This window comes from Streptomyces liangshanensis (assembly GCF_011694815.1).
In the GTDB taxonomy this organism is placed as follows: Bacteria; Actinomycetota; Actinomycetes; order Streptomycetales; family Streptomycetaceae; genus Streptomyces; species Streptomyces liangshanensis.
In genome coordinates this window covers 1,996,971-2,010,579 of sequence record NZ_CP050177.1, presented here as the reverse complement: position 1 = coordinate 2,010,579, position 13,609 = coordinate 1,996,971, and the positions used below count along the sequence as shown (strand labels likewise).

The 13,609-nt window shown below is 73.7% G+C and carries 12 protein-coding genes and 1 pseudogene; 11 read left to right on the top strand and 2 right to left on the bottom strand.

From position 1 onward, the window contains the following. Positions 1 to 43 precede the first annotated feature (43 nt). From HA039_RS08475 to HA039_RS08465, 3 genes are all read left to right on the top strand, one after another. Positions 44 to 427 (top strand): helix-turn-helix domain-containing protein, encoded by a 384-nt coding sequence (locus HA039_RS08475; protein ID WP_161309327.1) that lies wholly within the window; start codon positions 44 to 46, stop codon positions 425 to 427. Between the two features lie 162 nt (positions 428 to 589). Further along, positions 590 to 1,060 carry a Dps family protein gene (locus HA039_RS08470; RefSeq protein WP_167026158.1) on the top strand — a complete coding sequence of 157 codons (471 nt, stop codon included), beginning with the start codon at positions 590 to 592 and terminating at the stop codon, positions 1,058 to 1,060. Positions 1,061 to 1,262: 202 nt separating this feature from the next. Further along, on the top strand, positions 1,263 to 1,466 hold the full coding sequence (locus tag HA039_RS08465; protein ID WP_167026155.1) for a hypothetical protein: 204 nt from the start codon (positions 1,263 to 1,265) through the stop codon (positions 1,464 to 1,466). Positions 1,467 to 1,679: 213 nt separating this feature from the next. Here the strand turns inward: HA039_RS08465 and HA039_RS08460 are convergent. After that, a pseudogene (locus tag HA039_RS08460) lies at positions 1,680 to 6,182 on the bottom strand (DEAD/DEAH box helicase); the annotation flags it as partial. Between the two features lie 129 nt (positions 6,183 to 6,311). On the opposite strand from HA039_RS08460, the gene HA039_RS08455 reads away from it, so the two are divergent. From HA039_RS08455 to HA039_RS08420, 8 genes are all read left to right on the top strand, one after another. Next, complete coding sequence (locus tag HA039_RS08455; protein WP_167026149.1) at positions 6,312 to 7,193, top strand: AraC family transcriptional regulator; 882 nt, start codon at positions 6,312 to 6,314, stop codon at positions 7,191 to 7,193. A 95-nt stretch (positions 7,194 to 7,288) separates the two neighbouring features. Continuing rightward, positions 7,289 to 8,059, top strand: coding sequence for an AzlC family ABC transporter permease (locus HA039_RS08450; protein ID WP_167026144.1), 771 nt, complete (start codon positions 7,289 to 7,291; stop codon positions 8,057 to 8,059). Further along, positions 8,056 to 8,364 (top strand): AzlD domain-containing protein, encoded by a 309-nt coding sequence (locus HA039_RS08445; RefSeq protein ID WP_167026140.1) that lies wholly within the window; start codon positions 8,056 to 8,058, stop codon positions 8,362 to 8,364. Before HA039_RS08450 ends, HA039_RS08445 begins: the two co-directional genes overlap by 4 nt. A 26-nt stretch (positions 8,365 to 8,390) precedes the next feature. Then, complete coding sequence (locus HA039_RS08440) at positions 8,391 to 8,585, top strand: DUF3046 domain-containing protein (protein ID WP_161309381.1); 195 nt, start codon at positions 8,391 to 8,393, stop codon at positions 8,583 to 8,585. Positions 8,586 to 8,788: 203 nt separating this feature from the next. After that, positions 8,789 to 10,045, top strand: a complete 1,257-nt coding sequence (locus HA039_RS08435) for an AI-2E family transporter (RefSeq protein ID WP_243869285.1) — start codon at positions 8,789 to 8,791, stop codon at positions 10,043 to 10,045. A 43-nt stretch (positions 10,046 to 10,088) separates the two neighbouring features. Then, positions 10,089 to 10,424, top strand: a complete 336-nt coding sequence (locus HA039_RS08430; RefSeq protein ID WP_167026136.1) for a YnfA family protein — start codon at positions 10,089 to 10,091, stop codon at positions 10,422 to 10,424. 169 nt (positions 10,425 to 10,593) lie between these two features. Next, on the top strand, positions 10,594 to 11,802 hold the full coding sequence (locus HA039_RS08425; protein ID WP_167026133.1) for an MFS transporter: 1,209 nt from the start codon (positions 10,594 to 10,596) through the stop codon (positions 11,800 to 11,802). A gap of 70 nt (positions 11,803 to 11,872) precedes the next feature. Continuing rightward, the gene (locus tag HA039_RS08420; RefSeq protein ID WP_167026128.1) at positions 11,873 to 13,006 is read left to right on the top strand and encodes a tyrosine-protein phosphatase; all 1,134 of its coding nucleotides are present in this window, start codon (positions 11,873 to 11,875) and stop codon (positions 13,004 to 13,006) included. Positions 13,007 to 13,090: 84 nt separating this feature from the next. Here the strand turns inward: HA039_RS08420 and HA039_RS08415 are convergent, their stop codons facing one another. After that, the gene (locus HA039_RS08415) at positions 13,091 to 13,606 is read right to left on the bottom strand and encodes a CGNR zinc finger domain-containing protein (protein WP_167026124.1); all 516 of its coding nucleotides are present in this window, start codon (positions 13,604 to 13,606) and stop codon (positions 13,091 to 13,093) included. Positions 13,607 to 13,609 lie beyond the last annotated feature (3 nt).

Below are 13,609 nucleotides of genomic sequence, written 5' to 3'. Positions count from 1 at the left end.
GGCGAGAAGGATGCGGCTACGCGGTCCGAGGAGGGAGCCACCGATGATTCTGCTCCGTCGCCTGCTTGGTGACGTGCTGCGTCGGCAGCGCCAGCGCCAGGGCCGTACTCTGCGCGAAGTCTCCTCGTCCGCCCGAGTCTCGCTCGGCTATCTTTCCGAGGTGGAGCGGGGGCAGAAGGAGGCATCCTCCGAGCTGCTCTCCGCGATCTGCGACGCGCTTGATGTACGGATGTCCGAGCTCATGCGTGAAGTGAGCGACGAACTGTCGTTGGCGGAGCTGGCCGCGTCGGCGGCGGCCAACGAGCCGGTGCCTGCGCCAGTACGTCCGATGCTCAACTCTGTCTCCGTGACGTCGGTGGCCAAGGTGCCGACGGAGCGGGTGACCATCAAGGCGCCCACGGAAGCGGTGGACGTCGTCGCCGCCTAGATTCCGCGGGTACGTCCCACCCGCTCACCCCCAGCGTTCGGCGCGAGCCCCGTCCGGTGCACCTCACCGGCCGGGGTTTTTGTCGTCCTGGGAGTGAAATGACCTCTTCAGGGCATCTGTGCCATGGTTGAAGGTACGTACGAACGGCAATGGAGGACGTGCATGTCTGTCGTCAAGAGTTCCCTGTCCGAGGAAGACCTCAAGGTGGTCGGCGAGGCGCTCCAGGGCGCGCTGGTGGACCTCGTGGATCTCGCCCTGGTCGCCAAACAGGTGCACTGGAACATCGTCGGTCCCCGCTTCCGCTCCGTGCATCTCCAGCTCGACGAGGTCGTGACGACGGCGCGGCAGCACATGGACACCGTGGCCGAGCGGGCGTCGGCGTTGGGCATCACCCCGGACGGCCGCGCCGCCACCGTCGCCGCGACGAGCGCCTTCGGTACCGTCCCGAACGGCTGGATCAAGGACGCGGACGCGGTCAGCCTGCTGGTCGACGGCCTCGGCGCCGTCGTCGAGCAGATGCGCGAGCGCGTCAAGGTGACGGACGACCCCGACCCGGTCACCCAGGACGTCCTGATCCAGGTGACGGCCGATCTCGAGAAGCACGCGTGGATGTTCCAGGCGGAGAGTGTCTGAGTGGTCCGGGGGAGCCGTCGGCGCAGGCCGCGGGCTCCCGGGTCGCGAAGGTGTGGAGAGGGTCCCCCGAACGTCGGTCGGGGGACCCTCTCCCTGTTGTGGATGCGGGGTGGGGCTCGGCGGGGGAGACTGCTGAGACGACCGGAGGCCGGGTGGTTCCCGGTCGGTGGTCCTCGGTCGGGTGGAGGAGGCAGCGGCGGCTATGGCGAGGCGATGGATCCTTCTGCCGACCGTCGCGCTGGGTGGGCTGTGGTGGTGGGCGGTCCTGCGGCTGGTGCTGGCGCCCGAGCACACCGGGGTGGTCGAGGGCGCGGTGGCGGCGGGGGGCTGGGGATTGAGTCTGCTGCCGGTGCACGTCGCGTCCGCCTCGTCCGTTGCGCGGCGGCGGAGTGGGTCAGGCGCGTAGGCGCAGGCCTCGGGGGGTGGCGTGGAAGCCCGCCGCTTCCAGGGTGCGGCCCAGGGGGGACGTCAGGGCGGAGGTGCCGTTCGCCCGCTCCACCGTGATCGTGCCCAGGGCGCCCGCGCGGGCTGCTCCCGCCAGGGCCTGGGCCGCCGCCGTGAGGGCGGGGTCCGCCGGGGCCGCCGGGTCCGCGTTCTTCGATTCCTCCGGGTGCTTCGGCCAGGCCAGGAGGGTCTTGCCGCCCCGTTCCATGTAGAGCGTCAGCTCCCCGTCGACCAGGACGACCAGGGAGCCGGCCTTCCGGCCAGGCTTGTGCCCGGCGCCGTCCGGGGGCTCGGGCCAGGGGAGCGCCGCCCCGTACGCGTTGGCCGGGTCGGCGGCCGCCAGGACCACGGCCCGGGGCGCGGCGTCGGACTCCCCGCGGTCGCGGGCCGTCGCCGCCGCGCGCAACCGGTCGACCGCGCCGTCCATCGCGAACTGGGCCGCGCCCAGGCCCTCCACCACATAGCCGCGGCGGGCCTGCCCGCTGTCCTCGAAGGCCGACAGGACCCGGTACACCGCGGAGAAGCCGCCCTCGACCCCCTCCGCGGCGACGGCGCCGCGCGTGACCACGCCGTGGCGGTCGAGGAGGGCCCTGGCGACCGCGTGCGCGCGGTGCGTGCGGTCCGGCTCCGGGGCCGGGAGCAGTGACCAGCGGCCGCTGACCGTCGGCGGGCCGGTCCGCGAGGCGGTTCGGGCGGCCGTCGTGAGCGAGCCGTACCGCCCGCGCGGGACCGGGCGCCTGGCCCGGTGCGCGGTCGAACCCGCCGTGCGGCCCGAGCCGAGGAGGGCGCGCAGGGGCGCGAGGGTGTCGTTGGTGAGCCGGCCGGACCAGGACAGGTCCCAGAGGGCATCGGCCAGTTGCGCGTCCGCCGCGTCCGGGTGGGTGGTGGCGCGGACCTGGTCGGCGATCTGGCGGAAGAACAGGCCGTAGCCGCCCGCGAGGACCGTGAGGACCGATTCGTGGAGGGCGGTCAGCTCCAGGGGGTGCGGGGGCGCCAGCAACAGCGGTGCCGAGTCCGCGAGGTGGAGCGAGACCCAGCCGTCCTTGCCGGGGAGCGCGCCCGCGCCGGCCCACAGCACCTCGCCCGTGGTGGTCAGTTCGTCCAGGAGCGCCGGGGTGTAGCCGCTGACCCGGGACGGCAGGATCAGCCGCTCCAGGGCCGAGGCGGGGACAGGGGCGCCCTGCAACTGCTCGACGGCGCGGGCGAGTCCGTCGATGCCGCGCAGGCTGTGACTGCCCAGGTGCTGCCACTGGGGGAGGAAGGTGGCGAGCGCGGCGGGCGCGACCGGCTCCAGCTCCTGGCGCAGCGCGGCCAGGGAGCGGCGCCGCAGCCTGCGCAGGACCGTGGCGTCGCACCACTCCTGGCCGATGCCGGAGGGGTGGAACTCGCCCTGGACGACCCGGCCGCCGGCCGCGAGGCGTTGCAGCGCCCCGTCCGTGACCGCCGCGCCCAGGCCGAAGCGCGCGGCGGCCTGGGACGAGGTGAACGGGCCGTGCGTACGCGCGAAGCGGGCGAGGAGATCGCCGAGGGGGTCCTTGACCGGTTCGGTGAACGCCTCGGGGACGCCGACGGGCAGGGCGGTGCCCAGCGCGTCCCGCAGCCGGCCCGCGTCCTCGATCGCCGCCCAGTGGTCGGCGCCGCCGACGCGGACCCGGATGGCCCGGCGGGCCTCGGCCAGCTCCCCGGCCCAGGTCGCCTGGGCGCCGCGCTCCGCCAACTCGGCTTCCGTGAGCGGCCCGAGGACCCGCAGGAGGTCGGCGACCCCCTCCACGTCCTTGATACGGCGGTCCTCCGTCAGCCACTGGAGCTCGCGCTCCAGCTCGGTGAGGACCTCCGGGTCGAGCAGCTCGCGCAGCTCCGCCTGGCCCAGCAGCTCCGCCAGCAGCCGCGAGTCCAGGGACAGCGCGGCCGCGCGCCGCTCGGCGAGCGGGGAGTCCCCCTCGTACAGGAACTGGGCGACATAGCCGAACAGCAGCGAGCGGGCGAAGGGGGAGGGCTCGGTGGTGGTGACCTCGACCAGCCGGACCTTCCTGGACTCGATGTCCCCCATCAGCTCCGTGAGACCCGGTACGTCGAACACGTCCTGGAGGCATTCCCTGACGGCCTCCAGGACGATCGGGAACGAGCCGAACTCGCTCGCCACCTGAAGCAGTTGGGCGGCGCGTTGGCGCTGCTGCCACAGCGGGGTGCGCTTGCCGGGGCTGCGGCGCGGCAGCAGCAGGGCCCGGGCCGCGCACTCGCGGAAGCGGGAGGCGAACAGCGCGGAGCCGCCGACCTGTTCGGTGACCAGGCCGCTGATCTCGCCGCGGTCGAAGGCCACGTCGGCGGCTCCGACGGGGGCCTGCGCGCTGTCGAAGGCCGTGTCGAGGCGGTCCCGCTCCTTGCCGGACCCGCCCGAGCCACCTGTGCCACCCGCGCCGCCCGTCCCGCCCGGGGTGCCGAGGTCGCCCAGGTCGGCGTCGAGCAGGTCGAGACCCATCAGGTCGGCGTCGGGCAGGCGCAGCACGATGCCGTCGTCGGCGTGCATGACCTGGGCGTCCATCCCGTACCGCTCGGTGAGGCGGGCGCCGAGCGCCAGCGCCCAGGGCGCGTGCACCTGGGCACCGAAGGGGGAGTGGATCACCACCCGCCAGTCGCCCAGCTCGTCCCGGAAGCGCTCGACCAGGATCGTCCGGTCGTCCGGGACATGACCGCAGGCCCGGCGCTGCTCGTCCAGGTACGCCAGCAGATTGCCCGCCGCCCAGTGGTCGAGGCCCGCCGTCATCAGCCGCAGCCGCGCGTCCTCCTCCGGGAGCGCCCCCACCTCGCGCAGGAACGCGCCCACCGCACGCCCCAGCTCCAGCGGCCGGCCCAGCTGGTCCCCCTTCCAGAAGGGCAGCCGCCCCGGGGTCCCCGGCGCGGGCGTGACCAGAACCCGGTCGCGGGTGATGTCCTCGATGCGCCACGACGACGTGCCGAGCGTGAAGACGTCGCCCGCCCGGGACTCGTACACCATCTCCTCGTCCAGCTCCCCGACCCGGCCCCCGCCCTTCTTCGGGTCGGACCCGACGAGGAAGACACCGAACAGGCCGCGGTCCGGGATGGTGCCCCCGGAGGTCACGGCGAGGCGCTGCGCGCCTGGGCGGCCCGTGACCGTGCCGGCCACCCGGTCCCACACCACCCGCGGGCGCAACTCCGCGAAGGCGTCCGACGGATAGCGCCCGGCGAGCATGTCGAGCACGGCCGTGAAGGCCGACTCGGGCAGCGACGCGAACGGGGCCGCCCGGCGGGCCAGCGCCAGCAGGTCGTCGGCCTGCCGGGTGTCCAGGGCGACGATCGCGACCAGCTGTTGCGCCAGCACGTCCAGCGGATTCGCGGGAACGCGCAGCGCCTCGATGGAGCCGCTGCGCATCCGCTCCGTGACCACGGCCGCCTGCACGAGGTCGCCCCGGTACTTGGGGAAGACCACGCCCGTGGAGACCGCGCCCACCTGGTGGCCGGCCCGGCCGACCCGCTGGAGCCCGGAGGCGACCGAGGGCGGGGACTCGACCTGGATCACCAGGTCCACCGCGCCCATGTCGATGCCCAGCTCCAGGCTGGACGTGGCCACGACGGCCGGCAGCCGGCCCGCCTTGAGGTCCTCCTCCACCTGCGCGCGCTGCTCCTTGGACACCGAGCCGTGGTGCGCCCGCGCGAGCAGGGGCGGCGCGCCCTGCGCGGCGCCGGACTGGGCCATCACCTCGGCGGGGGAGTGCTCCTGGGGCATCGGCTCGCCCGTCGCCCGTTCGTACGCGATCTCGTTCAGCCGGTTGCACAGGCGCTCCGCCAGGCGGCGGGAGTTGGCGAAGACGATCGTCGAGCGGTGGGACTGCACCAGATCCGCGATCCGCTCCTCGACGTGCGGCCAGATCGATGGCTTCTCCGCGTCGTTGGTGTCCGTCGTGGGGGAGCCGCCCAGCTCGCCCAGGTCCTCAACCGGCACGACGACGGAGAGGTCGAACTCCTTGCCGGACGGCGGCTGCACGATCTCCACCCGGCGCTGCGGGGAGAGGTACCGGGCGACCTCCTCCACCGGACGCACCGTCGCCGAGAGGCCGATGCGGCGGGCCGGGCGCGGCAGCAGCTCGTCGAGCCGCTCCAGGGAGAGCGCGAGATGCGCCCCCCGCTTCGTCCCGGCGACGGCGTGCACCTCGTCCAGGATCACCGTCTCGATCCCGGCGAGCGCGTCCCTGGCGGCGGACGTGAGCATCAGGAACAGCGATTCGGGGGTCGTGATCAGGATGTCCGGCGGCTTGGTCGCCAGCGTCCTGCGCTCGGCGGCCGGGGTGTCCCCGGAGCGGATGCCGACCCGCACCTCGGGCTCGGGCAGGCCGAGCCGCGCCGACTCCTGCCTGATGCCGGTGAGCGGGCTGCGCAGATTGCGCTCCACGTCGACCGCGAGGGCCTTCAGCGGCGACACGTACAGCACCCGGCAGCGCTTCCGCGCCTCCGCCGGCGGCGGCTTCGACGCCAGCTGGTCGAGGGCGGCCAGGAAGGCGGCGAGCGTCTTGCCGGAGCCGGTGGGGGCGACGACGAGCACGTCCGACCCCTCCTGGATGGCACGCCAGGCCCCCTCCTGCGCCGCGGTGGGCGCGGAGAAGGCCCCCGTGAACCAGGCGCGGGTCGCGGGGGAGAAGGCGTCGAGCGCGGTACGTGCCATGCCACCTATCGTGCACCCGGCCACTGACAATCGCCCGGAGCTGGGGAAACGGGCGCCGGGCCGTGGTGCGCGAGCCGGTCCCTGGTCCGTGCCCGCTCCCGTGCCTCCGCGCGACGGCAGAATGGGGGAATGGCGGCACGGGAGCGGGCACGGCACTGGAACTACGCCGACCTGCCCGGCGTCGACCTGCTGCGTGCCCACTACATCCACAAAACGTTCCTGCGGCACACCCACGAGACGTTCGTCATCGCCGCGATCACCGAGGGCGTCGAGGTCTTCCACCACGGGTCCGGCGACCAGTACGCCGGACCCGGCTCCCTCGCGCTGGTCAATCCCGACACCCCGCACACCGGCCACGCCAAGGACCCGGAGGGCTGGCAGTACGGGGCGGTCTACCCGTCGGCCGACGTGGTCGCCGCCATCGCGGCCGAGACGACGACGATCCGCGGGACACCCGGCTTCGCGGCCCCGGTCCTGGACGACCCGTACACCGTCCGGCTGGTGCACCAGGTGCTCCGCGCCGCCGACGAGGGCAACGCGCTGGCCGCCGACACCCTGCTGAGGGTGGCCGTGACGCGCCTGCTGCGGCTCAACGGCGGGCAGCTCCGGCAGCGGCAGGTACGGGGAGCGGGGGCCGGGATCGCGGCACGCGCGCGTGCCGTGCTGGAGGGGCGGATGGCGGACCCGCCCTCCCTGGAGCGGCTCGCCGCGGACCTCGGGACCGGCCCCTTCGCGTTGCTGAGAGCGTTCAAGGACGCGTACGGCCTGCCGCCGCACACCTGGCTGACGGACGCGCGGGTCCGGCGCGCCCGCCACCTCCTGGACGCGGGCACCTCCCCGGCGGAGGCGGCGGTGGCGGTCGGCTTCTCCGACCAGCCGCACCTCAACCGGCACTTCACCCGCATCGTCGGCGTACCGCCGGGCGCGTACCGCAGGGAGCGGAGGGGCGGGAGCGCGGGCGCGGCGGCCATCGGGGCACGCGGCGGCGCAGAACGCGGTGGCGCACGCTGAACGTGGCGGCGACCCGTGAACGCGCGCCGTGAGGGCAAGGGGGAGCGCAAGAACGTACAAGACGGTCCGGCTCCGGCCTCCGTACCGTGCGGGGCGTGACAGATCAGACAGCATCCGCGCCGGGCTCCCCGGCGCTCGGCGCCGACCCGGCCGTCCCCGAGCCGAAGCCCGACCGGGCCGTCGTCCGTGACGCCCTGGGCGTCGGGATCGCCGTCGGGCTCTCCGGTTTCGCGTTCGGCGTCACCTCCGCCGGCGCGGGCCTCACCGTGCTCCAGACCTGCGCGCTCAGCCTGCTCGTCTTCACCGGCGCCTCGCAGTTCGCCCTGGTCGGAGCCCTGGCGGCGGGCGGCAATCCGCTGACCGCGGCGGCCGGCGCGTTCTTCCTCGGCGTACGCAACGCGTTCTACGGACTCAGGCTGTCGCAACTGCTGCGGCTGCCCGCTTTCGTACGGCCCTTCGCCGCGCAGTGGGTCATCGACGAGACCACGGCGGTGGCCCTCGCCCAGCCCACCCGGCGCAGCGCCAGGATCGGCTTCACCGTCACCGGCCTCACCCTCTACGTCCTGTGGAACCTCACCACCCTCGCCGGGGCGCTCGGTGCCGAGGCACTGGGGGACACCGACGCGTGGGGCCTCGACGCGGCGGGCCCCGCCGTCTTCCTCGCGCTGCTGGCGCCCATGCTGCGCACCGCGACGGAGCGGACGGTCGCGGGTGTCGCCGTCGTCCTCGGGCTCGGCTTCCTGCCGGTGCTGCCCGCCGGGGTCCCCGTACTGGTCGCGGCGCTGGCCGCGCCCGCCGTGCTCTACGTCCAAGGAGGTCGTGGCGTCCGAGGAGGCCGCGGCCGCGGAAAGGAAGCGAAGCGTTGAACATCTGGATCGCCATCGGGTTGACCGCGGCGGGCTGCTACCTGGTCAAGCTGGTGGGTCTGCTGGTGCCCGAGGGGGCGCTCGAACGCCCCCTCGTACAGAGGCTCTCCGCCCTGCTCCCCGTCGCCCTGCTGGCCGCGCTCACCGCGCAGCAGACGTTCAGCCTGAACGGCGCGCTCGTCGTGGACGCGCGGGGCGCGGGAGTCGCGGCGGCGGCGCTCGCCCTGATCCTGCGCGCCCCCTTCCTGGTGGTCGTGGGGGCGGCGGTGCTGGTCACAGCGGGGGTGCGGGCCCTGGGAGGCTGAGCCGTCGGGGGCGCGATACTGGTCCCATGCGGTTGACGATTTTCTGGGAGCGGATGGCGGACCACTTCGGCGTCGCGTACGCCGAGTCCTTCGCCCGCGACCACGTGATGGCCGAACTGGGCGGCCGTACGGTGTACGGGGCGCTTGAGGCGGGGTGGGAGACGAAGGACGTGTGGCGGGCGGTCTGCGTCGCGATGGACATCCCGGCGGAGAAGCGCTGAGAGGACCCAGGAGGGACCCGGGAGGGGCCTGGGACGCCTCCCGGCCGGGAGGCCTGCGGGCGCGGGCCGGCCGTCGCACCGGGTCACGATGTGATCGCGATGAGATCGCGATGTGCTGACGTACCGATGAACGTACCGGCCGTTGCGGGATCTTGTCGTCCTCGGTGGGACGAGGCGTCCCGGCGGTAGGCGACACTTGGGCGGTGGCACCGACAGACGAGACCCCGCAGGGCGTGCATCCGCCGATTCCGTCCCCCTCGCCCTCCTCTCCCCGTTCCCCCGTCCCGGCACTCGCCGGCTCCGGCGGGGGCGTCCGGGACGGCGGCGGCGACGGCCGGGCCCGGATGCCCCACTGGCTGCCGCGCGCCATGATCCTGGCGCTGGGACTCGTCGCCTGTTTCCAACTCGGCAGTTGGGCGTTCCATCAGCTCATCGGACTGCTGATCAACGTACTGATCGCGTTCTTCCTGGCGCTGGCCGTCGAACCGGCCGTCAGCCGCATGGCGTCGAGCGGGATGCGGCGTGGGCTCGCCACGTTCCTGGTCTTCTTCGGCGTGGTGGTCGCGAGCGTCGGCTTCGTCGTGATGCTCGGGTCGATCCTGGCCGGCCAGATCATCCAGATCGTGGAGTCCTTCCCCGCGTACCTGGACTCCCTGATCAACTGGCTGAACGAGAACTTCCACACCGAGCTGTCGCGGGTCGCCGTCCAGGACAGCCTCCTGCACTCCGACTGGCTCCAGCGGTACGTCCAGAACAGCGCCACCGGCGTGCTCGACGTCTCCACCACCGTGCTCGGCGGGCTGTTCCGACTGCTGACGATCTTCCTGTTCTCCTTCTACTTCGCCGCCGACGGCCCCCGGCTGCGGCGCGGGCTGTGCTCCGTCCTGCCGCCCGCCAAGCAGGCCGAGGTGCTGCGCGCGTGGGAGATCGCGGTCGAGAAGACCGGCGGCTACATCTACTCCCGCGGCCTGATGGCCCTCGTCTCGGGCGTCGCGCACTACATCCTGCTGGCGACGCTCGGGGTGCCGTACGCGCCGGTGCTGGCGGTGTGGGTGGGGCTGGTGTCGCAGTTCATCCCCACCATCGGTACGTATCTGGCGGGCGCCCTGCCGATGCTGATCGCCTTCACCGTCGCCCCCTGGTACGCGCTGTGGGTGCTCGGGTTCGTGCTGCTCTACCAGCAGTTCGAGAACTACGTCCTCCAGCCCAAGCTCACCGCCAAGACCGTCGACATCCACCCCGCCGTCGCCTTCGGCTCGGTCATCGCGGGCACGGCCCTGCTGGGCGCGGTCGGCGCGCTGATCGCGATCCCGGCGATCGCCACGCTCCAGGCGTTCCTGGGGGCGTACGTGAAGCGGTACGCGGTGATGGACGACCCGCGGGTGCACGGGACGCGGCGGCGCGGCGGCGGGTCGGTCCTGGGGTGGGTGCGGCGCAAGGGGCTGGGGCGGCGGCGGTGAGCGGGCGGGGCCCGGGCGGGCGAGTCCTGGGTGGGCGGGTCCGGTGTACGTAGCGCGTTCGCTCGCCCTGTTCGTGGTCGCCGCGCTGTTCGAGATCGGCGGGGCCTGGCTGGTCTGGCAGGGGGTGCGCGAGCACAAGGGTTGGATCTGGATCGGCGCGGGTGTCATCGCCCTCGGTCTGTACGGCTTTGCCGCGACCCTCCAGCCCGACGGACACTTCGGCCGGATCCTGGCGGCGTACGGCGGCGTCTTCGTGGCAGGATCGATTCTCTGGGGCGTGGTCGCCGACGGGTACCGCCCCGACCGCTACGACATCATCGGTGCGTCGATCTGCCTGGCCGGCATGGCCGTCCTCCTGTTCGCGCCGCGCGGCCACTGAGCCTGCGGGCTTCTCCGTAGCCGCCCGCCGTTCGCGACACCCCTTCCCCCTCCGTAGTGCCGTTTCCCGCGTGCGCCCGATCCGCGGCGCGCGCGTCCGGACCGTCACCCAGGGTGTTCCGCGTATGTGCTCTCCCACGTCCTGTGGCTTTTCCGCATCGCGTCCGCGTGTGGTGCCTGCTCTGGTCGTGCTCGCCCTGGGCGCGTTCACGCTCGGCACGAGTGAGCTGGGGGTCGCCGGACTGCTCCCCGCCCTCGGCGCCGACCTGGCGGTCTCCGCCGGCACGGCGGGCACGCTCGTCTCCGTGTACGCCGTGGCGGTCGTGGTGGCGGGGCCCGTAGGCGCGATCCTCCTGAGGAGGGCGCCTCGACGGAGGGTGCTCCTGGGCGCGTTGGGCGCGCTGGCCGTGGGGAACGGTGCGACGGCCCTGGCCACCGGCCTTCCCCTCCTGCTGGCCGCACGGGCGTTCACCGGGGCGGCGGCGGCCGTCTACGCCGTGACGGCGCTCGCCACGGCGACGGCGCTGGTCGGCCCCGAGCGGCGCGGGCGCGCGGTGGCCGTCGTCTTCGGCGGCATCACGGCCTCCGGCGTCGTGGGCGTGCCGGCGAGCACATTGCTGGGGGACGTCGTGGGGTGGCGTGGTGTGTACGGCGGGCTGTCGGCCCTGGCCGTGGCCGTGCTGGCCGCGGCGGCGGTCTTCCTGCCGCCCGCCTCCGGCCGCCCGCTCGCGGACTCCGCGTCCCGCTTCCTTAGGAGGGCGCGGTCGGCGACTGCGGCGCGGGGCCGGATGCCGTACACCTTCCTGGGCAATGCCCTGGTCACGGCGGGTCACTACACGGCGTCCACGTACTTCGTCGTCCTCCTGACCCGGCGTACGGACCTCGCCCCGGCCACCGCGGCCCTCGTGCTGCTGACCGGCGGTGTGGCCGCCACGATCGGCAACGCGGTGGGCGGGGCGGGCGCGGACCGCCGTACCCGCCGCACCCTGCTCGCCACGGCCGCCTCGCTCGCCGGGTGCCTGGCGGTGGTCCCGCTGGTGATGGCGGGCCCGGTCCTGACCTGGCTCGTCTCGCTGGTCTGGGCGGCGGCGTTCAGCGCGTTCAGTACCGCGGCCCAAGCGGCTGTGGACCGCCAGGCCGGGCCCGGCGCCCCGCTCGCCGGGGCGGTCAACATCTCGGTGTTCAACGTCGGCATCGCGCTCGGGTCGGCCCTCGGCGGCGGGGTCCTGCACCGGGCCGGTTTCACCGGCGTCCACCTGGTGGGCGCCGCATTGGTCGCCTTGGGACTCGTGAGCGTGCTCCACGGCCGGCCCCGCGACCTCCCCCGCACACCCGGGGCCGGTACGGAGGTCCGTGGGGAGGTCCGTGGGGAGGCCTGAAAAGTTGCGTGCTCCCTGCAATTAATCTCTCGGCCACCTCCCGATCTTGTTCGAGCGTGACGATCGCAGCATGACAATTCGCACGACACGCGTCATATCCGCCTCCCTCGCCCTCGCCGCGGCCGCCGTGGTCACGACCGTGACCGCTCAGACCGCCGGCGCGGCCACGGCGTCCCACACCTCGCACGCTTCCCACGCGGCGCACCCCTCGCGGCCCTCGCACGCGGCCCCCGCGCACGCGAACGCGCACCGCATCCGGTTCACCGCCGCCGTGGTCACGGCGCAGGACAACGGCTCGTACAAGATCACCTGGAAGGCGCCGGGCGTCAGGCGCGTCGCCGTCCACGCCAACGGCCGGATCGTGGCCACGGGGGGTTCGACCGGTTCGGTCACGGTCAAGGGCCTGCCCGCCACCGCCGACCGGCAGTGGTTCGACCTGGTGCCCGACAAGGGCGACAAGCTCCACCTGGCCGACCGGCTGGTGAAGCTCGACGGCATGGACAACTTCCGCGACGTCGGCGGCTACCGTACCGCCGACGGCCAGTGGGTGAAGATGGGCGTCGCCTACCGTTCGGGCGCCCTGAACAACCTCACCGCCGCCGACGTCGCCGAGCTCAAGCGCCTCGGCATCTCCGTCGACTACGACCTGCGCATGACCTCGGAGCGGACCGCCGGCCCCGACCGCCTGCCCGCCGGGGTCCGTTACGTGGTCGCCAACGTCACCGGTGACGCCGCCTCCGCGCCGCTGCCCACGACGGCCGCGGGCACCGAGCAGTTGATGATCGACGGCGAGAAGTCGATGGTGACCTCCGCCACCGCCAAGGACGCCTACTCCCGGGTCCTCGGCGGGCTCGTCGCGGACCCCGACGGCGCGCTGATCCACTGTTCGGCCGGCAAGGACCGCACCGGCTGGGCGAGCGCCGCGCTGCTCACCGCGCTGGGCGTGCCCCGCGACACGGTGTACGCGGACTACCTCGCGTCCAACACGTACCGCGCGGCGTCCAACGCGGCCGCCCTGGCCGCGATGCCGCCCGCCCAGGCCGCCGTGTACAAGCCGCTCCTGGATGTGCGTTCCGAGTACCTGGACGCCGGGTTCGAGCAGGTGCGCGACACGTACGGTTCGTTCGCCTCGTACGAGAAGAAGGCGCTCGGCCTGGACGCCAAGGACATCAACAGGCTCAAGTCCGAACTGCTGACGAACTGACCGTGAGCAGGGGCCGGGCCCGCCGCGGACGCTTTGCGGGACGGGCCCGGTTCGGGCGCGGTTCGTGCCTGGCCCAGGCTCGGTTCAGGCCCGGGAGCGTCGATGCGCGGCGACTCGTTCGCGTGTCGCGCAGCGCCGCGAACAGTAGCGGCGCGGCGGCCCGCTGCCCTGCGTGAGAAAGACGTGGCGACAACTCGCCGACGCGCAGACCCCGCCGGGGGGACGCTGGCGGTCCCACACGAGCACGGTCAGGGCGAGGCACGAGGAAGCCAGGAACCATTCGCCCCAGGGGGCGTCGTCGGCGCTGTCGAGGTGCGGGTGCCAGGGCGTCCGGCCCTCGTGCGAGGTCAGACGCAGGGCGCCGGGGCTGTGCCCGAGGAGGCGGTTCAGGGCGGCGGCGGCAAGGTCCACCTCCCCGGCCTCGAAGACCTCACGCAGCATCAGCGCGCCGGCCCGCATCTGCTCGACGTCGTCCGCCGAGAGGGCGATGACGCCGGTCTCACCGTGGGCGCGCAGTAGGTCGGCGATCGCGTCCGGCCCCGCCTCGTCGTCGGCCAGGGCGTTGACGAGGGCGGCGGTCCGGAGGGCGGTGGCCTGCACGGA

What these genes read in the sequence shown, in the direction of transcription:
- HA039_RS08465 (WP_167026155.1), top strand. Translation starts at nt 1,263, where the DNA reads ATGGCGAGGCGATGGATCCTTCTGCCGACCGTCGCGCTGGGTGGGCTG.
- HA039_RS08440 (WP_161309381.1), top strand. Translation starts at nt 8,391, where the DNA reads ATGCGGTTGACGATTTTCTGGGAGCGGATGGCGGACCACTTCGGCGTC.
- HA039_RS08470 (WP_167026158.1), top strand. Translation starts at nt 590, where the DNA reads ATGTCTGTCGTCAAGAGTTCCCTGTCCGAGGAAGACCTCAAGGTGGTC.
- HA039_RS08420 (WP_167026128.1), top strand. Translation starts at nt 11,873, where the DNA reads ATGACAATTCGCACGACACGCGTCATATCCGCCTCCCTCGCCCTCGCC.
- HA039_RS08455 (WP_167026149.1), top strand. Translation starts at nt 6,312, where the DNA reads ATGGCGGCACGGGAGCGGGCACGGCACTGGAACTACGCCGACCTGCCC.
- HA039_RS08475 (WP_161309327.1), top strand. Translation starts at nt 44, where the DNA reads ATGATTCTGCTCCGTCGCCTGCTTGGTGACGTGCTGCGTCGGCAGCGC.